Annotated in this window: 19 protein-coding genes and 3 pseudogenes; 5 read left to right on the top strand and 17 right to left on the bottom strand. The window is 50.9% G+C overall.

Features of this window, described 5'->3' with window-relative positions:
• Positions 1 to 10: 10 nt before the first annotated feature.
• From GUC46_RS18575 to GUC46_RS18555, 5 genes are all read right to left on the bottom strand, one after another.
• Positions 11 to 202, bottom strand: a complete 192-nt coding sequence (locus tag GUC46_RS18575) for a hypothetical protein (protein WP_001446316.1) — start codon at positions 200 to 202, stop codon at positions 11 to 13.
• On the bottom strand, positions 202 to 3,051 hold the full coding sequence (gene clpK / locus GUC46_RS18570; protein ID WP_003847763.1) for a heat shock survival AAA family ATPase ClpK: 2,850 nt from the start codon (positions 3,049 to 3,051) through the stop codon (positions 202 to 204). The genes GUC46_RS18575 and clpK overlap by 1 nt, the downstream gene beginning before the upstream one ends.
• A gap of 105 nt (positions 3,052 to 3,156) precedes the next feature.
• Complete coding sequence (hsp20, locus tag GUC46_RS18565; protein WP_003847761.1) at positions 3,157 to 3,726, bottom strand: small heat shock protein sHSP20; 570 nt, start codon at positions 3,724 to 3,726, stop codon at positions 3,157 to 3,159.
• A 34-nt stretch (positions 3,727 to 3,760) separates the two neighbouring features.
• Positions 3,761 to 4,042, bottom strand: coding sequence for a helix-turn-helix domain-containing protein (locus GUC46_RS18560; RefSeq protein WP_003847758.1), 282 nt, complete (start codon positions 4,040 to 4,042; stop codon positions 3,761 to 3,763).
• 230 nt (positions 4,043 to 4,272) lie between these two features.
• The gene (locus tag GUC46_RS18555; RefSeq protein WP_003847756.1) at positions 4,273 to 4,536 is read right to left on the bottom strand and encodes a hypothetical protein; all 264 of its coding nucleotides are present in this window, start codon (positions 4,534 to 4,536) and stop codon (positions 4,273 to 4,275) included.
• 222 nt (positions 4,537 to 4,758) lie between these two features.
• Here GUC46_RS18555 and GUC46_RS23960 point away from each other — a divergent pair.
• Positions 4,759 to 4,845: pseudogene (locus GUC46_RS23960) on the top strand (transposase domain-containing protein); the annotation flags it as partial.
• 72 nt (positions 4,846 to 4,917) lie between these two features.
• A pseudogene (locus GUC46_RS18545) lies at positions 4,918 to 5,785 on the top strand (IS3 family transposase); the annotation flags it as partial.
• 165 nt (positions 5,786 to 5,950) lie between these two features.
• Here GUC46_RS18545 and GUC46_RS18540 read toward each other — a convergent pair.
• From GUC46_RS18540 to GUC46_RS24305, 6 genes are all read right to left on the bottom strand, one after another.
• Complete coding sequence (locus tag GUC46_RS18540; protein WP_003029591.1) at positions 5,951 to 6,955, bottom strand: LacI family DNA-binding transcriptional regulator; 1,005 nt, start codon at positions 6,953 to 6,955, stop codon at positions 5,951 to 5,953.
• 29 nt (positions 6,956 to 6,984) lie between these two features.
• Positions 6,985 to 8,385 (bottom strand): sucrose-6-phosphate hydrolase, encoded by a 1,401-nt coding sequence (locus tag GUC46_RS18535; protein ID WP_003029589.1) that lies wholly within the window; start codon positions 8,383 to 8,385, stop codon positions 6,985 to 6,987.
• Complete coding sequence (locus GUC46_RS18530; protein ID WP_000345204.1) at positions 8,385 to 9,755, bottom strand: sucrose-specific PTS transporter subunit IIBC; 1,371 nt, start codon at positions 9,753 to 9,755, stop codon at positions 8,385 to 8,387. Before GUC46_RS18530 ends, GUC46_RS18535 begins: the two co-directional genes overlap by 1 nt.
• Before the next feature lie 137 nt (positions 9,756 to 9,892).
• Positions 9,893 to 11,410: a carbohydrate porin gene (locus GUC46_RS18525; protein WP_003029587.1), complete on the bottom strand. Its 1,518-nt coding sequence runs from the start codon at positions 11,408 to 11,410 to the stop codon at positions 9,893 to 9,895.
• A 165-nt stretch (positions 11,411 to 11,575) separates the two neighbouring features.
• Positions 11,576 to 12,499 carry an aminoimidazole riboside kinase gene (locus tag GUC46_RS18520; protein WP_003029584.1) on the bottom strand — a complete coding sequence of 308 codons (924 nt, stop codon included), beginning with the start codon at positions 12,497 to 12,499 and terminating at the stop codon, positions 11,576 to 11,578.
• A gap of 228 nt (positions 12,500 to 12,727) precedes the next feature.
• A complete protein-coding gene (locus GUC46_RS24305; protein ID WP_352145210.1) occupies positions 12,728 to 12,847 on the bottom strand; it encodes a hypothetical protein in 120 nt (39 codons plus the stop codon).
• 560 nt (positions 12,848 to 13,407) lie between these two features.
• Here GUC46_RS24305 and GUC46_RS18510 point away from each other — a divergent pair.
• Both GUC46_RS18510 and GUC46_RS18505 read left to right on the top strand, forming a co-directional pair.
• Entirely contained in the window at positions 13,408 to 13,716 is a 309-nt protein-coding gene (locus GUC46_RS18510; protein WP_160180601.1) for a maltose acetyltransferase domain-containing protein, read from the top strand.
• A 28-nt stretch (positions 13,717 to 13,744) separates the two neighbouring features.
• Positions 13,745 to 14,401, top strand: coding sequence for an ATP-binding protein (locus GUC46_RS18505; RefSeq protein ID WP_003029581.1), 657 nt, complete (start codon positions 13,745 to 13,747; stop codon positions 14,399 to 14,401).
• A 55-nt stretch (positions 14,402 to 14,456) separates the two neighbouring features.
• On the opposite strand, the gene GUC46_RS18500 is transcribed toward GUC46_RS18505, so the two are convergent.
• The 5 genes and pseudogenes from GUC46_RS18500 to GUC46_RS18480 form a co-directional block, all read right to left on the bottom strand.
• The gene (locus GUC46_RS18500; RefSeq protein ID WP_003029579.1) at positions 14,457 to 15,077 is read right to left on the bottom strand and encodes an inovirus Gp2 family protein; all 621 of its coding nucleotides are present in this window, start codon (positions 15,075 to 15,077) and stop codon (positions 14,457 to 14,459) included.
• A gap of 461 nt (positions 15,078 to 15,538) precedes the next feature.
• A complete protein-coding gene (locus tag GUC46_RS18495; protein WP_003029576.1) occupies positions 15,539 to 16,303 on the bottom strand; it encodes a hypothetical protein in 765 nt (254 codons plus the stop codon).
• A 134-nt stretch (positions 16,304 to 16,437) separates the two neighbouring features.
• Positions 16,438 to 16,659 carry a helix-turn-helix domain-containing protein gene (locus GUC46_RS18490; RefSeq protein ID WP_003847740.1) on the bottom strand — a complete coding sequence of 74 codons (222 nt, stop codon included), beginning with the start codon at positions 16,657 to 16,659 and terminating at the stop codon, positions 16,438 to 16,440.
• Positions 16,656 to 17,105 carry a hypothetical protein gene (locus tag GUC46_RS18485; protein ID WP_032296090.1) on the bottom strand — a complete coding sequence of 150 codons (450 nt, stop codon included), beginning with the start codon at positions 17,103 to 17,105 and terminating at the stop codon, positions 16,656 to 16,658. The genes GUC46_RS18490 and GUC46_RS18485 overlap by 4 nt, the downstream gene beginning before the upstream one ends.
• Positions 17,106 to 17,210: 105 nt before the next feature.
• Positions 17,211 to 18,550, bottom strand: a pseudogene (locus tag GUC46_RS18480) (tyrosine-type recombinase/integrase).
• Between the two features lie 379 nt (positions 18,551 to 18,929).
• Between GUC46_RS18480 and GUC46_RS18475 the strand changes: the two are divergent.
• Positions 18,930 to 20,096, top strand: a complete 1,167-nt coding sequence (locus GUC46_RS18475; RefSeq protein ID WP_160180599.1) for an integrase arm-type DNA-binding domain-containing protein — start codon at positions 18,930 to 18,932, stop codon at positions 20,094 to 20,096.
• Positions 20,097 to 20,111: 15 nt separating this feature from the next.
• On the opposite strand, the gene drt4 is transcribed toward GUC46_RS18475, so the two are convergent.
• Entirely contained in the window at positions 20,112 to 21,734 is a 1,623-nt protein-coding gene (drt4, locus tag GUC46_RS18470) for an antiviral reverse transcriptase Drt4 (RefSeq protein ID WP_236654157.1), read from the bottom strand.
• Positions 21,735 to 21,798: the final 64 nt, after the last annotated feature.

The following is a 21,798-nucleotide window of genomic DNA, read 5'->3' as shown; positions in this document are numbered from 1 at the left end:
GGCCGCACCGTCACGCAAACGGATGGCCAGCGAGCGGGAGAGCAGTGCCGCCGCTGATGAGCAGCCCCCACGGCGTGGCCGACCGCGGATCACGCTTGTAGACGACCGCGTGACCCGCGGCCACGACCGCCACCGCGATCGAGGCCAGGGAGGCTGCCCATGCCAGGCCGATGGGGTCGGACACGGCAGCCTCGCCCGCCATCAAGATGCGTCGCTCGCCGACTTCTTCTTGCGCGAGCCTTTGCCAGCGTCGCCGTGCGGCGTCTCGGTCGCCTTCGCGGCATCCGGCAGCTCCGGCTCGGCCGGGGTCTGCGGTGGCTCTTTGCGTTCGAACACCACGCGTTCGGCCTTGTCGTCCCAGCGTGCGCTGGCGTGATCGCCCTTGCCGATGCCGCCACCGAGCATCTCGCGCGCCAGCGCAGTTTCCAGCTCGCTACGGATCAGGCGCTTGAGTTCACGCGCACCGAACTCGGGCTTGTAGCCTTCTTCCGCGAAATGGTCGATCAGCGTCTGATCGAAAGTGAGCGTCACGCCCTGGCTGGCGGCGCTGCGCGCCACGCGATCGAGCTGCAGGCCGACGATGTGGCGGATCTCCTCCTTGCCCAGCGCATGGAAGACGATTATCTCGTCGATGCGGTTGAGGAACTCGGGCCGGAAGTGGCCGCGCAGCACGTCCATGACCTCGGCCTTGGTCTTTTCGTACTCCTCGCCAGCCGCCTCACGCGCCTTCAGCCGTCGCTGGATGATGTCCGAACCCAGGTTGGACGTGGCGATGATGATGGTGTTGGTGAAATCCACCACCCGGCCCTTGCCGTCGGTGAGGCGACCGTCGTCGAACACTTGCAGCAGGATGTTGTAGACGTCAGGGTGTGCCTTCTCGATCTCGTCGAGCAGCAGCACGCTGTAGGGCTTGCGCCGCACCTTCTCGGTGAGCTGACCGCCTTCGTCGTAACCGACATAGCCCGGAGGCGCGCCCACCAGCCGCGCCACGGTATGGCGTTCGCCATATTCCGACATGTCGATGCGCAACAGGGCGTGCTCATCGCCGTAGATAGATTCGGCCAATGCCTTGGCGAGCTCGGTCTTGCCCACCCCGGTCGGGCCCAGAAACAGGAAGGTAGCCACCGGTTTGCTGCCTTCGCGCAGGCCGGCGCGGGACAGCCGCACGGCATCGGCCACGGCACGGACCGCCTCGTCTTGTCCCACCAGGCGCTCGTGCAGCCGTTGTTCCAAGTGCAGCAGCTTTTCGCGCTCTTCCACCGTCAACTCGTTGACCGGGATGCCGGTCAGGCGCGAGACGATCTGCGCCACGTGTTCCGCCTTTACCTCGGCACTGCCGGAGGCCCGCTCCCGCTCCCAGTCCTCGACGAGCTTCTTGAGCTCGGCCTCCTTGGCTTCGATGCGCTTGCCGAGCTCGGCGGCCTGGTCGTACTGCTTGCGCGCGGCCACGTAATCCTGTTCACGCCGCAGCTGGTGCAGTTCGGACTCCAGCTCCTGCACGGCCACCGGCCGGGCCGTGGCCGACAGCTTCACGCGCGCGGCCGCCTGGTCGAGCAGGTCGATCGCCTTGTCCGGCAGGAAGCGCGCCGTGATGTAGCGGTCGGACAACTCGGCCGCCGCGATGATCGCGTCCTCGGAGATGCTGACCTTGTGGTGCGCCTCGAAGGTGTCGCGCAGGCCGCGCAGAATCATGATGGTCTGGGCCACCGTCGGCTCGGGCACCGTCACCGGCTGGAAGCGCCGCTCCAGTGCGGCATCCTTCTCGATGTATTTCTGGTACTCGTTCAGCGTCGTGGCGCCGATCAGGTTGAGTTCACCGCGCGCCATCATCGGTTTGAACACGTTGGCCACGTCCAGCCCGCCTTCGCCACCGCCCTGGCCGGCACCGACGATGGTGTGCACCTCGTCGATGAACAAAATCAGCTCGCCCTGGTGCTCGGTCACCTCCTTCAGCACCTTCTGCACGCGCTCCTCGAACTCGCCGCGATATTTGGCGCCGGCCACCATGGCGTTGATGTTGAGTTCCACCAGGCGCTTGTCGCGCAAGGTCTCGGGCACTTCACCCGCCACCATGCGCTGCGCCAGCCCTTCGACGATGGCGGTCTTACCCACACCCGGCTCGCCGATCAGCACCGGGTTGTTCTTCTTGCGCCGGGCCAGCACCTCGATGGTGGTTTCGATCTCCTGCGCGCGGCCGATCACCGGGTCGAGCTTGCCGTCGCGCGCCATCTTGGTCAGGTCGCGCGAGTACTTGTCGAGTTCTGGCGTGTTGGTCGGCGTCTCAGCGCGTCCATCCTCGGCGCCCTTGCCGACCACCTTGCTGACCTGTTGGCGCAGCGCCTGCGGCGTCAGGCCGTAGCGGCGCAGCAGGTTGGCGGCCAGCCCTTCGCCTTCCTCGGCCAGACCGATCAGGAAATGCTCTGGACCGACATAAGAATGGCCGAGTTCATTGGAGGCCACGAAGGCGCGGCTGAGCGCATCCTTCACGCGCGGCGACACGCCGATCTCGCCCTCGAAGGGCTTGTCCCCGCGCTTGGCCTCAGACTCGATCTGCCGCTTGAGGTCATCGACCTTGATCTTGAACTGACCCAGGATGGTCTTGACCACGTCGCTGTCGGCCAGCGCCAGCAGCAGATGTTCGGTATCCACCTCGGAGCGGCCAAATTCGGCAGCGTGTTTGGCGGCCTCCTGCAACAAGGCTTCCGACTGTTCGCTGATGCGGCTGGCCAGCCCACTGCCGCGACGGCGCGGCGCACCCGAACCTGCGGCGGCGGGCTCGCCAAACGAGGCATCGACCACGTCATCGGTATCGGCGGCAACTGGCGTCGCGTCGTCGCCGATGCGGAAGAAGTCACTGCCGAGGAAGTCCTCGAACAGGCCACTGCGCGAACCGAACAAGGCTTCCAGCGGCGAAACGGTGCGCTTTTGCTGGCGCACTAATTGCCGGTAATGGTCGTCGCACAACAGCATGGTGCTGTGACGACCGTTGAGATTGGCTTCCACCCGCACGGTGGCGGGTTGGCCGCAGACCTGGCATTGTTTTCTGGCCATGCTGATGCTCCTGAGAAGGTTGACAAGGTTGAGGCGACGAGGCATCGCGAGCCGCGACACCTCGTCTCGGGCCGGGTTTTTCTTGTGACGAACGAGCCGGCGACGTCAGCCGTTGATCGGGATCGAGCGTCCCTGCTTCGGCGCACTGACCTCGCGCTTGTCGATCGTGACCGTGAGCACCCCGTTCTTGAACGATGCCTTGATCGAATCCTGGTTGGCGTCGTCAGGCAGGTTCAAGGCACGCTGAAAGCTGCCGTAGGAGCGCTCCACACGGTGGAAGCCACCTTCCTTCTTCTCCTGTTCCTGGCGCTTCTCGCCACGCACCATCAGCACGTCGTTGTCGAGGGTGATCTGGATGTCCTTCTCCTCGACACCGGGCACTTCCAGGGCAATCTTGTACTGCTTGTCGGTTTCCTGGATGTCCAGGGCCGGCTTCAGCATGCCCGACCAATCGGATGGCCACTGCGGCATGTTCAACGCCGAAAAACCGAAGCCCCGGAATGCGTCATCGAACAGCCGGTCGATTTCCCGATGCAGTTGCAGGATCGGGCTGACTGGCCCGCTAGCCGCTGGCAGGTCATTGCGCTGCACTGGCAGGGAAGAGGCGGTCTGCTGCTCTTGCTGCTCGTTCTTGAACCAGTTCCAGGGAGCCAACTTCTTGAAATCGATGTCCATGTCATACCTCCAGAAAAATTGGAAAACGAGTTACTCAAGCCCTTTGCCTGCTGCGACGGGCACTGCGCCCAGGCGACACGGGCTGCTCGGATGACTTCTGCTGTTCACGCTTGCGCATCACCTCCTTCTTTGCTCCGGCTCGGGTCTGATCATTGAGCCACTGATCGATTTCACTTTGACGAAACCGCCACGTCCCGTCCACCTTGAAAGCCGGAATTTCCCCGTGCGCGGCGAGCCGATAAAGCGTCCGCTTGCCGACTTTCAAGTACGCAGCCAATTCATCGAGCGTGAAAATCACCTGTAGGTGCGCTTTCATCTCACCCTCTCCAATCGCGTCGCTTTGCGGTTCCGGCCAAGGAAATCCTTGCAATACTTTGTAAAATATTACACCTACCATGACAAACTTCAAGAGTCAAGAGTCAATGTACAGCGTTCTCCCGCCCCATTGATGCAGGTCAACTGCTCAGGCAAGGCGCAGGGGGGCGGCCTGATCAGGCAATGGACAGCGCCTGGCTCGTCAGCCTGCGTGTGCCACAGGCGCCTCGATCAAACACCGATCCTCACGTTGTAGTCGAGTGCCCGCAGCCCCTTGCTTGTCTGCATGTTCCTTGGCGGAAACTCGTCTGGGCGCGCCCAGACGACGATTTCCCCGAGGCTGCTCAGGCCAACGTGCGGAATTGCCCAGTCGTCGCTGCGGATCGCGTTCCAGAGTCGGGCCGAAACACTTCCGTTGCCCCAGACAACGTAGTTCAACAGTATCCGTCCGGCCAACACACCTTCCCGATACCGCCGCCGAAGGCCATGGCCCATCAAGCGGATTTTCCATGCGCCCTCAGCGCCGTACCAACAGCAAATCTTTCAAGGCCCAGGTCATTCAGGAGTGTTCTGAACCCGATGCCTCCATCGCAAACATCGCCTTGGGCTACAGCCTCAATGCCAACCTCGTCCACAAATGGATTCGCCTGCTTACCCAGAAAACCACGGCTATCCAGCCAGCGTTCATCCCGTTGCCTTCTCAAATGCTCGGCGCGGGTTCGCATGCTCAAGCGCGCTGCTGCGATCATGAGTTTGATCCAGTCGGCCCGTAATAATGGGCACGATCCGTATGCCTATCTCAAGTGAAGTGGTTTACTGAATTTGGCCACCTGAACAGAGGTGATATGCTCACCTCAGAACATTACAGGTGCCTCAATGAAAAAAAGAAATTTCAGCGCAGAGTTTAAACGCGAATCCGCTCAACTGGTCCTTGATCAGAACTACACCGTTGCAGCTGCGGCCAGTGCTATGGATGTCGGCCTTTCTACCATGACGCGATGGGTAAAGCAGTTGCGGGATGAACGACAGGGCAAAATACCTAAAGCCTTTCCTATAGCCCCGGAGCAGATTGAAATACGTGAGCTGAAGAAAAAAATACAACGCATTGAAATGGAAAACGACATATTAAAAAAGGCTACCGCGCTCTTGATGCCAGACTCCCTGAACAATTCTCGTTAATCGGGAAACTCAGAGCGCAGTATCCTGTGGTCACACTTTGCCACGTGTTCGGGGTTCATCGCAGCAGCTACAAATACTGGGGAAAAAGCCCCGAAAAGCCAGACGGCAGGCGAGCTGTGTTACGCAGTCAGGTTCTGGAACTGCATAACATCAGCCATGGCTCTGCTGGCGCAAGAAGTATCGCGATTATGGCAACCCTGAAAGGCTTCAGAATGGGACGCTGGCTTGCCGGAAGGCTCATGAAAGAACCGGGTCTGGTGAGTTGTCAGCAGCCAACTCACCGGTATAAACGTGGTGGTCATGAACACACCGCTATCCCGAATTGCCTTGAGCGACAGTTTGCAGTGACAGAACCGAATCAGGTGTGGTGCGGCGATGTGACGTATATCTGGACAGGCAAGCGTTGGGCTTACCTTGCTGTTGTTCTCGATCTGTTCGCAAGGAAACCTGAGGGTTGGGCAATGTCATTCTCACCGGACAGCAAGCTGACATCAAAGCGCTGGAAATTGCGTGGGAAGCTTGCGGTAAACCCGCCGGAGTGATGTTCCACAGTGACAGTAATAATGCCGGTGTCAGTCTTTACCACCACTCAGTTTGCCGTTTAACCCGATTGGTGTGATTACTGATGCAGTGAAGACCTTTCCGCATCACATCACTACAAATATTGATTTTTGATTGTTGGATTCGCACCAGATTTCACCTCTGTAGGGTATTCAAAAATGCTCAGTTATTACTGATGCCTAAACTGCAGCGTTGCGGGCAGGTAGCGTTGTAGCGTTTCGGGCGTATCGCCCTCGATCAATTGGCTTATCAGATCATAGCAGTGCCAGGCCAACTGGCGGTTATCCTGCTGTACGGTATCGATACGCAGCGACAGCGAATCATAAAGATAGTGATCGTCAAAGCTCGTCAGATGGATATCTGAGTCGAGTAAATGGTGCTGGCTCATATAGCGCAGTACCCCTTCGAGCAGTCCACAGGCGGCAGTGAACAGCGCCTTAGGCGGCCGCCCAAGTCGCGCGCAGAGTGCGGCGAACATCTCATAGCCTGAGCTCGGGTGGTAGTTACCGTTAATCACCCATTCCGGGCGCAGTGCAATACCCGCCTGAGCCAAACCCTGCGTGAAGCCGGTCAGACGATCGCGTGAAGGCGACAGACGCGACTGACCGCCTAAAAACCAGAACTCATCGCTATGCTTAGGTGCAATGCGGGAAATCAGTTCCGCCGTTGGGGTAATCGAATCAGTCATCACCAGCGGCAGCAGGCTTTCATTAGGACAACGGTCAAACAGCACTACTGGCAGTTGTTGGCTGAGCTTAAGATAGTCGGCATCGTTGTGCATACATGAAGCGACGATCAGACCGTCAACCTGGCGGGAAATCATGTTATTGACCACCACGCTCTCCTGACCGGGGTTTTCATCAGTACAAGAGATCAATAGCTGGACGCCTGCTTCGCGGCACAGCATTTCCAGCTCATGTGAAAAGACCGCAAAGCCGTGGTTGGTGATCTCCGGCACCACCAGTCCGATGGTGTGGCTGCGGTTGTCGCGCAGCGAGCGGGCGTGAATGCTTGGCTGATAGTGCTGCTCACGGGCAATCGCCAGTACTCGCTCACGCGTTTCCTGCGCCACACGCAGCTCCTTACCACGACCGTTCAGTACTAGGCTGGCGGTCGCTTTTGAGACGCCAGCCTGTTCGGCGATATCTTTAATGGTTACGCGTTTAGTTTTCATTACGACGCCATGAGCTTGAGGCAAAACGCTTATTCTACCATGCAAGTTCGCAGCGGCCAGTAGCAGAATGCGTCCGGTGTGATGCCAGAGAACATTAGCTGCCCTGAACAGGCCGGGAAGTAGCGGCAGCTCATCACTCCTTCGCCGCCGTTGATGAAAATCTCCACGCTAGACTGGTCGATGAAAATATGCAGCGAGCGGACGTCTCCGCGCCAGTAACGATAATGCTTCTCGTCGCTGGCCAGACTGGGTCGGGCCAGGCGGATCCCGCTGGCATCGCGTTCAAGGATTAATGCGCCGTCAAAATCGAGGCTCAAAATATCGTCCCCAGTGGTTTGTAGAACGATTTCCATCGGTGCCAGCGGCAGGGAGTTCCCTGCCCAGCCGTGCGCTTCGCCGCGCAGGGCGCTCAGCTCTCGTAGAGGACGTTGGTATAGCTGACCATCGATAAACTCCAGCTCACGCAGGCAGGTCATCTGATGGATCCAGCCGTTGGTGAGGGTCGGTTGAAGCATCTCTTCGCCCTCCGGCACGCCCATCCAGCCGACCAGCAGACGGCGGCCATCACTGGTAAGCATGGTTTGCGGGGCGTAGAACTCAAACCCTGCGTCCAATTCGTGCAGTTCGCCATGCTCGAAGGCCGCGCGGTGGTAGTCGAAATCGCCGCTCATCCACACTGCCGGGTAGGTGTTGAGATAGCGCTCTTTCTCACGAGGCACGCCCTGCGGGCAGCAAATCAGGACATGCTGGTCGCCGAGGGCAAACAGGTCCGGGCATTCCCACATATAGCCCGCGTCGTCCAGGCCATTGATGCCATAACCGGCGATTTCGCCCTGACTCGTCCACTCATGAAGGTCCGCTGAGCTGAATAACAACACCTTGCCACGCTTTTGCAAATCCTGTGCGCCCAGCACCATGTACCAGCGACCTTCGTGCTGCCAGACTTTCGGGTCACGCACGTGGCCGGTATAGCCCTCCGGCAGCGGTAATACCGGGCCGAGTTTGGTAAACGTGCCGTCGGCATTTTCCGTCGCCAGGCACTGCCACGCGGTTCGGCTGCCGTCGTCAAATTTTACGTTGCCGGTATAGCACAGGGTGAGCGTGCCCTGACTATCCACGGCGCTTCCGGAGTAGCAGCCGTTGCGGTCATACTCTTCATCCGGCATGAGCGCGATCGGCTCATGTTGCCAGTGCAGCAGGTCGGCAGAGCTCCAGTGCCCCCAGCACTTGAACTTATGATCGCAGGCGAGCGGGTTCCACTGATAAAACAGGTGATAACGTCCGGCAAATTCAATAAAGCCGTTGGGATCGTTCATCAGCCCGGTCACCGGCGCATGGTGCCAGCGGGGATAGTGGCTGTCGGCCAGCGCGCGCGGCTGGCCCTGCATAACAGCCTGCAAAATCGCAGGCAGGCGTGATGGATGTGACATTATTCAGCGTCCGTTTTGTATTTCAGTACCAGGGAGACGACAAAGGCGACGCCAAAGGCGATAACCATCCCGATAATGTAGTTCAGCAGCGAGCTGGCCTGCACGATAGCCATGCCAGGGATAGCCGTCAGGCCCACCGCGGTCATGTAAACATGCATGGATACCACCCACGCGCCGCCCACCGCGCCGCCAATCAGGGCTGCGATAAACGGTTTTACAAAGCGTAAGTTAATACCAAAAATCGCCGCTTCGGTGATGCCGAGCATGGCAGAAAACGCCGAGGGCAGGGTAATGGCTTTGATTTTGGCATCTTTCGTTTTGAACCACACCGCCAGACAAGCACCGCCCTGAGCGACGTTGGCCATCGCCCAAATCGGCAGCAGGAAGTTGACGCCGATGGATGGGTTGCCCAGCAGTCCCGCTTCGATGGCGTGGAAGCTGTGGTGAATACCGGTAATGACGATAACCGAATAGAGACCGCCAAACAGCAGTCCGGCCAGCCAACCGGCGTGGGTAATCAGGGTGCTAAGGACAAACGAAATACCGTCGCCAAGCGCGCGACCAGCCGGGCCGATAATCAGCAGGGCGATAAAACCGGAAATGATCACCGTCAGGAACGGCGTCAGGATCAGATCCAGTGCATCGGGGATCACGCGACGCAGCTGTTTCTCAACGATGCTCATAAACCACACCGCCAGCAGCACCGGGAACACCGTGCCCTGATAGCCGATCATGGCAATCTCAAGGCCGAAGAAGTTCATGGTGTGGAAACCGGCGGCCACACCCCAGGCGTTGGTGAGCGCCGGGTGAGTCAGGATGCCGCCAAGCGTCGCGCCAAGATAAGGATTACCACCGAACTCGCGGGCGGCGGTGAAGCCAATCAGGATCGGCAGAATAATAAACGCCGCTGAGCTGCACATATCCAGCATGATGTAGATGGCGTTACCCGGGTCGACCCAGCCGTACGTTTTAACCATCCCCAGAAGGCCCATCAACAGGCCGGAGGCGACGATAGCCGGGATGATCGGCACAAAGATGTTCGACAACAGGCGGGCAATGCGCTGGAAAGGATTCAGTTTTTTCGCCGCAATGTCGGCAGCTTCCGATTTGCTGGATTCGCCAATCCCTGCCGCCTGGATAAAGGCGGCGTAGACTTTGTTCACCACCCCGGTGCCGAAGATAATCTGCATCTGTCCGGCGTTACGGAAACAGCCCTTCACCCCATCAATTTTGCCGATGGCCTGCTGATCGGCCAGTGAGTCATCGACCAGCACCAGGCGCAGGCGTGTGGCACAGTGCGCGGCGCTGGCGATATTTTCCTTGCCTCCCAGAAGCGGAAGTAGCGAGCGGGAAATCTGTTCAAAATCCATAGTACCCTCTGAATGCGTATTGATTTTCGAGTTGTCGTCCCGTGGTAGCCGGAGCGCATTCTCTTCGTTGTTATTGTGTCCGGGGCGACGAAACGTATTTTGTCGCCCCGGCGGTTACTGTCGCCAGGTGTTAACCATCAAAACCAGGTTTCCATCTGCATCCCGAACGACCATTCGCCGCCCGATTTAAAACCACTGCTGCCCAGCGCGTCATCGCTGGCGTAATTATTGAGTTTTTTGCTCCAGTCCATCCACGAGGTGTAAAGACGGATTTCAGGACGGCTGAAGAAATCGCCGATGTCGCCAACCTTAAAGGTCGGGGCGAAGGTGAGCTTGTAGAAGCTGCCGTTTACCGCATGGCGATCGTTATAACCTTCAGGTTTGAGATCCATATACTGGTAACTGCCTTCATAAGCGAGGGCGAAGTTTTGATTGATCTCCTGGATCAGACGCATGTTGAGGGTTGCCCACTGGTAGCTGTCGCCATCGACATAACGGTCTTTACTGGTTTGTGCCAGTATCGCCGGGGCGATAAACCAGTTCTTGCTCAGTGGCGTGGTGCCGTAGCTGGCGAAGCGCCAGGTGTTAGCCCCCGAGCGTAACGCGCCGTCAGAGCCGACACCTTTAACTTCGGCACCCAGTCCGTGACCGTAGAGCAGGGCGGTTTTGCTGGCACCTTCACGCAGGCCGTAAAAACTGTCGTTGTGCAACCCGAGCAGCGCATGTACACCGGTATTTGCCGCATCGCCTTTGACCGGATTACCGTTGGTATCCTGGCGTTCGTCGTTGTCTTTTGCCCGCATCCCGCTGACCATCATCTGCACCGGCCCGATGAAATTGTTCATGCTGACGATGTAGTTCTGCACACTGTTGCTGGTATCAGCAATATCGCCGAAGTTACGCCCGTAAAGAGAGAAGTTGCTGCGAACGCTGTCGTTCCACCTGACATCGTAAATACCGCCGCCGGTACCGGCGAGGAACACGACATCCGAGTCGATCCAGTGAATGTCAAAGTTATCCCGGTCAAAGCGTTTCCCGGCCCACAGGGTGGAGCCTTTAAACGGCCCGTCGAAGGTGGGCAAGTTGCCCAGTTCAACAAAGGCCTGACGCACGTTCAAATCACTGGTGCTCGCCGTCCAGTCGTTATAAGTGGTTTGACCGTCGGCGACCATGACTTTGAAGCGGGTCGTTGCCCCGTTATCCAGGGTCTGCTTATGTTCAAGATTCATTTCAACATAGGTATCGGCCTGGTTTCCCAGGCGGCCAATAGCCCCACCGGTTTCCCCTGCTGGCGTCATGTAGGCTCCGGATTTGGTGCTGGCGCCGGAGTCATTCATTATCACGCCGGAGCGGGCGTAGCCGTGGAACTCAAACCCGCTTTTCTCATCGGCTTTTTTCTCCAGTTTGGCGGTACGCTGAGCCACTTCCTGAGTGCTGTCCTGGGTTTTTTGTTGCTGTGTCGTGAGCTGCTGTACTTTCTTCTCTGCCGACTCTGCGCGGGTTTCTGCCGTTTGCGCTCTGTTTTCGGCATCCTGTAAGCGTTTTTCCAGCGCAATTAAACGGGCTTCGATACTGCTGAGATCCGTTTGTGCATGGGCTGAGGCGGCGCCGGTTAGCAAAGCGATAAGAACCGCGAGTGTGCTTTTTCTGAACATATTGATTGCATCCCAAAAGGAAAATAAAAAATTGTGTGTTTTTGCTAAACCGGTTTAGTTGCAATGTTAAGCACGACATTTAACATTTTGAAATTGATTTTGCTAAACCGGTTTAATAAGTGTGATGGATGCAACAAAGTGGACCGCGTACGACGGTATTTAGGATCAAATCTGGCGGTGTAGATCGCGCTGGTATGGCAGGGCAGTCATCGCGCCTTTCGCCAGGGTTGCCAGGGCACCGCAGGTTTGCGCCAGAGCGAGCGTTGGCTCCAGGGCATTGATATCCGCCGGCATCCCGTTGGCAGCAAGGCTGGCAAGCAGTCCGGCGACAAACGCATCGCCCGCACCGGTGGTATCCACGCTGACAACCGGTTTAGCGCTGAAATGGATAAACTGCTGCTGGAATGCGGCGATGACGCCCGCTTTACCCTGAGTCACCAGCAGTAATTCAGGCTGATAACGCTCAGTGATGCTGGCGATCCCCTGCGCGATATCATTACTCCCGCTGATGAGTATCAGCTCTTCTTCGGACAGTTTCACCACGTTCGCCAGACGCAGGGCGCGGTCGAGACAGGCGTGCAACAGGTTCTGATCTTGCCAGAGATCCAGGCGGATATTAGGGTCAAAGCTCACCCGGCCACCGGCACGTTTGATGTTCTCCATAGCCGCGAAGGTAGCACTGCGGCTGGGCTCGGCGCTGAGCGCGATGGAGCAGATGTGCAACCACTGTCCGGCGGCAAACTGTGGCAGGTCTTCTTCAGCCAGGAACAGGTCAGCGCTGGGGCGTACCATAAAGGTAAAGGTGCGTTCACCTTGGTCATCAAGGTCGACCACCACAGTGGACGTGCGGTGATGATCGTCAAGATACATATGGCTGACGTCGACCTGCTCCTGTTGCAGGGTATGACGCATGTAGCGGCCAAACGGGTCACCGCCGACGCGGCCGATAAATCCGCTGTTGCCGCCAAGGCGGGCAACCCCTACCGCCACGTTAGCCGGCGCGCCTCCAGGGCACTGTAGCAAGCGCCCTTCACTCTCCGGTAGCAGGTCCACCACTGCGTCGCCCAGAACCCAAACTTTTGCTTTCATGCTAAAACCCTCCAAGGCTAAACTTAATTAAACCGGTTTAGCATATTAAATCACAGTGAATGAGTGGGGGAAAGTTCCAGCCGGAAAAGCACTGCTCAGGGCATAAAAACGTGAGCCGCCTTACGAAATAGAATTGATTCGACAGCTGTGAAGACTTACGTCCTGGACACAAATGGATCCTGGATAAATTACCATGCAACTTGATGAAATTATCATGTTTTATCTTATTTACAGATAAATCAAAGGGCTTTTAACACCACACTTCTTGGCATAATGGTTAAGTGTAGTAATGCTCGCTCTGGATGGGTTTGCTTCTATGCTGCGCAGGTATTTGTAAGAAATACCCATTCTACTGGCGAGTTGTTGTCGCATCAGGCCAGCGAAACTGCGCAATTTCATCAGCGTTTCTGGAGGGTTTCCTTTAAAACTTCATCGACAAAACCGCTTTTTACCGTAGATACAGTAAGTGCCTCTTCTCTGCCATTATCCCAGCATCCAAGGTTACCGGGTTCTGATGTAGTCTGCCGATATGCAAGAAATGCAACGGCATCATGCTGGTTATGATGCTGTTTAATCTTCATTGTCACATGGACTATTCAGGGAGCGACAAGCGCTCCCACATGAAAACAGAACCACTCGTTTCATTTACGTGCTTCCTCAAAAGTAATCTCATACCCAATACTTCTGATTTAGTAGGGTTCTGATCATATCATGCAGCTCGATTGCGCTCAATTTGACGGTTTTCATCTTTACACAATGCTCGGTTATGATACTTTGTGATAGGCATGACAAGATCTGGCCGTAATTTTTTAGAAGTGAGTTTGCCCGCCACTTCACGGGACAGCATACATCCGGATAAAACCGGTAACAGGAAAGGCTCCACGCTGCATACGGAGGAAACAGAATTAATGAATGATAAATTGCCGTCCTGCGCTGATACCAGGGTGGAACGTGTCCGTCTTAAAGATGGGGATTACTTTTTCCCTGCTGAACCCGCCATAAAAGCGGATTCTTTGCGGACAAAATCGCTCCTTCATCGTTTTAACCACACCGATCCTGCTCATATTGATTCCCGCCTGCTACTGATGAAAGAGTTGCTGCCTGAATGTGGGGAAGGGGTATCTGTCACCACGTCTTTCCACTGCAGCAGGGGGTATAACATTCGTAAGCGTCGTCTCAGCACCGTCTGGCAGATCCTGAAATTCCTGAGAGGATAGTGGACACCAAATATGGTGGACACTATCCATGAAATCATTAACCACAGTGCGTAAAAAAAGCCCTAATTATCCCGTTGAGTTCAAAATCAAAATGGTTGAACTCTCGCATCGACCAGATATCCGAGTCTTTGCGTTTGCCAGCGAGGATAAGGAGTACCAACCGTTACTCGATGATATTCTGGATGGTCCAATGGTTGGGCGTTTTGATACTGAGGAAGCCGGAAAGGCTTTGATCGATGGTGGATTGATTGAGCGTTTGATGTCAACTATCATGCCCTTTATCACTTCAGAGGCCCCTCTACCCGATACGCATCTACGTCGGGAAACAACCTGGTATTATCCACTGGAAGCTATTCGCGAAACTGTTGTAAATGCACTGGCTCATCGTGACTGGACACGCTTTGTTGAGATAGAGATTGGCTTGTATAGCAATCGATTTGAAGTTATTAGCCCAGGGGCGCTGAATAATTCGATGTCGATTGAAAAGATGGTTACAGGTCAGCGATCACCACGCAATACGATTATTATGGAAGTCTTACGTGATTATGGTTACGTTGATTTCAGGGGGATGGGAGTCAGGACAAAGATTATTCCACTAACACAGGCCATGAGTGGCCAACTCCCTGAGTTTACTGCAACAGATGATTACTTGAAAACAATACTTTATCGCTCACCATCTTCTTGATATATAAGGTCTGGCCTTTCCATCCATAAGAAAGGCCATTGCTGTAAAAAATAAATTACCCGCGACTGCAGCCGAAGCTACGGTCGCCATCTCCATATGCTTTTGTATCGAGTTTAGCTAGGTAGTCGAAGCGATTCAGTAATTTATTGTATTCTCCTTCAAAGTTAAAATCATTGACGTCTAAAATATAACGACAATTTTCAGGGTAGTGAACCAATCCCGGATAATCATCCAGTTCCAATCCCAGTGCGCTATACCATGCTCTTACAATCATCATCCTTAAATTTCTTTCAGCCTCATAATCACCTAAATGGTAATAAGCATCTTTATTAAAAAAAAGACCAAGGTGAAAGTGACATTTTCCTTCTTCGGAAAACTCCCGTGCCCAAACATGACGAACACGGTTTGGATATATTCTTTTGCCGTTAGCTGCTCTGGTTCTCTCATTGGCCTCCAACATGGCATTTAATGCATTACGGAAACGGGATATGGCACCAGGCTCTAGATTAGGAAAACAGCAAACAGTGTCACCTCTGTCTAAAATGGGTGGATAATGAACATCAACACGTAACGCCATTGTTCTGGGGAATTCACTGATAGCATCATTGACGACTCGTTCAATATGTTTTTTATAGGCGAGCACATGCTCACCATGGGAACCATGATATAATTCCATGTTTCGATCCTGTCGTTAGCCCTACGGCTTTGGATAGCCGTATATAGTAATATGATCAGACATAGCTGAATGTCTGTGGTTAGTTATATTAATTAACTGTTAATAGTAATGACTGTTATATAATACCTTTCCAACAATAAAACTTGTTATCAACCCATTACCCATGCAGTAAAATAATTAAAAAGCAACTCTGCAATTATAATCACCCAAAGATGCCGTTATCCCAGTGTCTTTTTACCGTGGAAATACTTATTCCTAAGATCTTTGCCACCTTGGATTGAGAGTAATGCTTAGCCTTCTCACTCTGAATTAAATGGGAATATTTACTTCCTTCAGGCCTTCCTAGAATTTTCTTTGATTTTGCTTTGTTAGTAGGCATCTTTTACCCTCATCAAGCTATTAGGTACTAACTCCATACTGTCGAGATGTATACAACTAAGTGGTTATGCTTAACATTGGTATCAGAAAGTATGGCTTACTTCACCGTTAAAGGGGTTAATAATGATGGCATCTCCTCCTTTCATCGCCTTTTGAGGTGTATCGCCTTCGGCAATCACAGGGACCATTACCGCTAGATCATTTGTGTAATAAATTGGTATCCAGCAATAGCATGATTGTTTAGGGGGAGTTTTATTTCTTTTCAATACTGCTTCAACTCCAAATGTAATAAGTTCAAAGATTGGCATAATCACAATGCTGCTCAAATCAAAAAAACAACCATCGTAGACTGTTTCCTTTATCAGTATGATATTAGATAACCCTCCTGCAATGAGATGTTTGTGGTTCACGCGCCGATCTGTGTAAATAAAAATTGCTTTTTTTACATTGAAACTTTTTATAATGTATGAGAGCTTTTCATGAATTAATTTTTTTTCGCTCTTACCCATCTTATCATGAGGTATTTTGTGCGCATAAAAATCTTGATCGACAACCTCGTTCCGGTGTCGAATGTGAGTGTTCCAGACGGAATAAAAAAACTCTTCGTAAGTTAATTTTGGCTCACCCCGTGCGATTGAGGGGGCCTTCTCTTCAAAAATACAGCCTAATGTTGACTCCAAAGTTTGAGCTATATGATATTGCGATGTTATTTTATTCAATGCTGGGGCTGTGGCGTTTAACAAAAATGATATCACCTCTGACCTAGAATATCCTTTTGCATTGCTATAGTCGTCAATTGCATCAATAGTTGATTTTTTGTTTGCGCTGAAAGTGATGCGTTTTTTCATATGTATCCTTGACTTTCGTTAATGTAAAATGTGATAAACGGTGTGATTTAGTATCTTTTATCGACGGATTGTTTCTGTTAATTAACCCAGCTATTCTTTAGAATAGCTGGGGAGTTATGATTTTGATGCTGCTGTTAATTACAATATACTGAGAAGGTTAATAGGAACCTATCAATGTCTTTGCGTAACCAATAATGTCGGCTGTTAATTTTCTTTGGGCGTGGTAAACCATTAGGCAGCTTGTCTTGGCAAAGCCATTTTCGAATTGTTTGGGCTTTAAGGTTTAATAGATGTGCTAACTCACTTGTGGAAACAAGTTCAGATAGAGATGTTCTGGATTGCTCATATATGCTCATGCTACCACCTCAATGATTGAGATGCAGGCATATACAAAAAGTAATGAAATTAGAAGGGAAAGAAAGGACCAAAAAGAAAACAAAAAAGCCAAGCTTGAATAAGCTTCAGGGTCAGGATCACTACCTTCGCTTGAGCCGGATGAGGTACTTTTAGTTGATTTAGACGCATTACCTTGCGAGTTTTCGGCCTGATTTTTGTGCGAGATGATACGTGCAAAAAAAACGCCCAAAGTTTTATGTCGATTGTTTTTATTGTATAAAGAGTTTTTTTCACTGAGGTGTCCAAGAGCAGCTCGAATCCTGATGTTCACCTGTCTTTCCTGAAATATGGACTCAGCACAGGTTTGTCGCTGCTTACTAGAACGAACAACTTTGATCTTACCCACGACCCGTACTATTCGAGCCTTTGAGCTGGTTTGCGCAGAACTCATCAAAGAATTAGACATAATGCTTTATCTCCTGATTTAAAAGTGGACGATGGAATTTAAACCTTAAAATACACTTATGTCAACGATGGATGTTGTTCTGTAATCTATTGATATTAAATGAAATCAACGCATATCAACGGTTATTTTTTTACAATATTTGCTTGCTGTAAGATCCACCTCTCAATTTTTTCATGCCATTTGCGCAACAGATCTAACGGACGACGGCGGTAGTGTTTTTCCGCCAGTGCACTTGGTTTGTGTCCCATAATTTGAGCAACAATACCTGTTGGCACTTCAACCCATTCAGCAAGAGTGCCAAAACTACGGCGTAAGCCGTGAAGGCTGATATGTGGTAACTCAGCTCGAGCTAACGCTCTGTTGTGTGCTGAACGCGGTTCAATAATTTTGCCACTTTTACTGTTACTTCTGAAAACCCAACCCTCCTTATTTACGTCAGAATTTGGGAATTGCGCTAGCGCACTTAACAGCTCAGAAACATAAGGAGTGAGAGGGATGATACGTTCGCCTTCGATCTTGTCTTTAATCCTCATGCTTGACCATTTGAAATCTACGTCAGACCACCGAAGTGACGCAATTTCTTCACGCCGTGCACCGGTGAGCAAAAGTACCTGGAGATAGGCCGATGCAATGGGATTATTGAGGCTACGTACGGCACTGAACCAGATTTTTAACTGTTCTTTTTGTAAGCAATCTCCCGCTTTACTCGCTGATACTGGAACCACTTTTCTCACGTTATGATCTTGTGCAATATCGCCATGGATTATTCCCTGATATTTTTTCTGGTAATTAGCCCATTTGATAAATGCACGCAACAGACGGTAGGCATGAGCAGTGACGGTAGGCCGATTTTGTCTCTCTGTACTTAGCCATGCGGCAATGTTCTCTGGTGTTAGTTCCGATAACGGTAGGTCGAGTAAGCTAGCCAATGGTCCAGCCGAGGTTGGGCCCCGGCCTCTTTTTTTACTTTCGCCTCCACGGCTGGACAAGTTAATGTGATCGGCAATGTATCGAGTAGAATATGGGCGTTTAGTTTTTGCGCTGATTCCGGCTCTCAATTCTTCAAGGTAATCTTCCCAAGCGCTTGTGAAGGTTACCTTCGTTTTACGAGATTCAGCCTGCTGTGATTCCGCTTCAGCAATTTTTTCTGCCTTAGCTATACGCGGATCTATCCCTGTATCGATTAATGTTTGCAGCCGCCTGGCTTCGGCCCTGGCATCATCAATTCTCCAATCGTTAATGTTGCCAATGGTCATGCGAAGGGTTTTTCCCGCATATACGCTTTGGAACACAAAAGCTTTTGTTCCGCGAGTTGCCCTACATGCCAGGGAAGTTACGTCCGCATCCCAAAGAAATGCCTGGGTTTTTCCTTCAGATAAAGCAAATTTTCGAATGCGCTCGAAGGTGAGTTTTTGTCTTGGAAGTGCCATTTTGGGGCTCCAGATGAGAAATGTTACATCACCATAATGTAACGGCTAGTGTAAGTAAAATGGGGGAATAAACATCAACGCGTGTCAATTTTTATCAACAGGTGTTTTTCATAACACAATGTTTTATAATGAATTGCTTGTTTTAATAGTAGGTTTTTAAAGGGGTGAAAATATAATAACATCGCATTCGTAATGCGAAGGTCGTAGGTTCGACTCCTATTATCGGCACCATCTCAACTTCCTCAAACGTCCGTATTCATCCATAAGCTCCCTGATTTATAACGATTTTACTGCTTTTTAGTCCCTCGACGTCCATAACCATCCAGTAGAATCCGATACAGAATATGTATAGGATTGTGTATATGTTCCTGTTCGGTCTTGGATTCCTATACACATGCCTTTAAACGATATGCAGATTCGCCGCGCTAAGCCTGAAGCTAAAGCCTATACACTTGGAGATGGGCAAGGGCTGTCATTGCTTATAGAACCTAATGGAAGCAAGAGCTGGCGGTTCCGTTATCGTTTTGCCGGTAAACCCAAAATGATCTCGCTTGGTGTGTATCCGACGATCACACTTGCAGATGCCCGTTCCCGTCGTGATGATGCCCGAAAACTGGTCGCCGAAGGAAAGAATCCGAGTGAGGTTCGAAAAGAGCAGAAGATTGCTTTGCAAACCGAGTCTGAAAGCGCGTTCGAAAAGATAGCCACAGAGTGGCACCAGATGAAGTCTGCCAAATGGTCGGCAGGTTATGCGTCAGACATCATGGAAGCGTTTCAGAACGACATATTCCCTTATGTAGGGGCTAGGCCAGTTGGTGAAATTAAACCGCTGGAACTGCTTAATGTGCTGCGTAAAATTGAAAAACGCGGTGCATTGGAGAAAATGCGCAAAGTTCGGCAGCGATGTTCAGAAGTTTTTCGCTATGCCATAGCCACCGGGAGAGCTGAGTTTAATCCGGCAGCGGATCTCTCTAGCGCCCTCGAAGTTCATCAATCCAATCATTTCCCGTTCTTAAAGGCTGATGAGATACCTGATTTTCTACGCGCTTTAAACGGTTACACCGGAAGTCGGCTTGTTCTGATTGCCACGAAATTACTGATGATTACGGGTGTAAGAACCATCGAATTACGTGCGGCCTTATGGTCAGAATTTGATCTAGATAACGCTATTTGGGAAATTCCCGCTGAAAGGATGAAAATGCGTAGGGCACACCTTGTGCCACTATCTACTCAAGCGTTAGATTTACTCAATGAACTCAAGATAATGACAGGGAACTATCGTTATGTTTTTCCGGGACGGAATGATCCAAACAAGCCTATGAGTGAGGCAAGTATCAACCAGGTAATCAAGCGTATCGGTTATAGTGGGAAGTTAACGGGGCATGGATTTAGACATACTTTATCTACGATATTACATGAAAGTGGATTTGAAAGTGCTTTAATTGAGATGCAGCTGGCTCATGTTGATAAAAATAGCATACGAGGAACTTACAATCATGCTCTATACATTGAGAAAAGGAGAGAAATGCTTCAATGGTATGCACGAAACTTAGGCCTCTGAAACGAGGCCTGAAAACTACGCCATATAATCGTTAAAGCTTACAATCTCATCCTCGTCTTCGAGAAATGGGTTGTTGATGACATGACAATATGACTCAGCTTTGGTATTATAATTTTCATCTGGCATAAAGTTAACGCCATAATTTTTCATGATGTCAAAGCATTTGTCATTATAAGGACTTGGGGCCTTATCATTAAGGAATCGCTGATAAAAAAGGAGCCAATATCTGTCTATGTCATATTCATAATCTAATTTAATAATATCTGCTACAAAACCATTGATTTTTTCTTCATATATCCCTGTGCTATCAAGCAAGCATAAGCTCAAGCAGTCACCGAAACTAATAATCATTTTTATAACATCATCATCTATATCAATGTTATTTTTGATGCAAAAATAAAGAGTCCAAGCCATACCGTCAGAGTATTTATTCTCTGCACACATTCTCAAAATCTCATTGAATTTATTCTTATACTCATCACCATCACCATCATCTAAATAAATATGTTCGATAAGAACGCCTAGATATGGAATAAGCATTGGATAATGCCATGATAAGTTAAGGAGGTAGTCATACACCTGAGTGATTGTATACTCATCTAGATTGTTTATTACCAGTGAAATAGCGTATTTTAGTATGCTTCCACCACCTACTTGAGTGTTCAACTGCACAGCATAATCTAGAAAATTAATTACTTCAGAAGAGCTTAGAGTATTCAGATCCTGATCTGTAAAACGTTTCTTTGTTGGTGAGTTTACATTAAGCAAAGAAACCCAGTTATCATTCAAAGTCCCTGGGAGATTAGTTATTTTAGTCTTGTGTAAATTTAGTGATAATTTATACTTAGAAAGCTCCATACCAAGTAAATGTAAAAAAGACTTCGCATCATCATGTGTTTTACAATAACATGTATAGTCATCTATATAACGTCTAAATAAAAATCCATCATCCCTCAGTTTTTTATCTACAGCGCTTAAAATAATCTCGCAAACAATACTTGAGGTTGCTGGGCCAATAGGAACACCATGTGTCTCATTCCTCTTAGCCTGACGCTGAAAATAGTCAAGCTTGTCGCTCCAGTGTTTATCTTGGCTTTTTACTTTAGTATTTAAGGCTATTTTTGCATTATTAATACCTACGACCGCCCACGGAATAGAGTGTGAGTAGATGTTGGTAAAGCAACCTGATATATCTGCGTTAACTTTAAATCGCCGTCCAAAACCATCATTCAGTTCTCTTACGGTTTTAGTTTCTGCATCCTCATAATTCATGATTATAACACGGCCATCAGTATGCATGTCTGGTTTGATCATGCTGCTTTCATTTTGTTTTATAAACCGTATTTCCTCCCAGTTATCATGTATATGCTTGGCTAATTTTGCGTACGCTTTTGGATGGATGATTGAGAGCGTTCTCGGGAAATTGTTATATCTGGTAGCGTAATACTCTATACAATCATAACCTTGTAAGCTTCTACGCCCTGATGTGTCAGATGAAACTAATTCTGCTATTTCCGGTGTGAATGTTCTGGAAGAAAAGCACGGTGGGATTTCACTTATCGAACCTTTTTGGTTGGGGAAGTAGTTATGTCTCAATAAGGCTTCATATAAATGCCGCTTTTCATCAAAAATTGCCATAAGTCCTCAGGTTAGCTAAATGATGATAAATTTCAAGAGCCATTAAATCACCATTTTCAACTAA

Origin of the sequence: Citrobacter sp. LUTT5 (assembly GCF_009905315.1) — a bacterium.
GTDB classification, from domain to species: domain Bacteria; phylum Pseudomonadota; class Gammaproteobacteria; order Enterobacterales; family Enterobacteriaceae; genus Citrobacter; species Citrobacter freundii.
The sequence above is the reverse complement of the archived record's forward strand: the minus strand, read 5'-3'. Positions and strand labels throughout refer to the sequence as shown.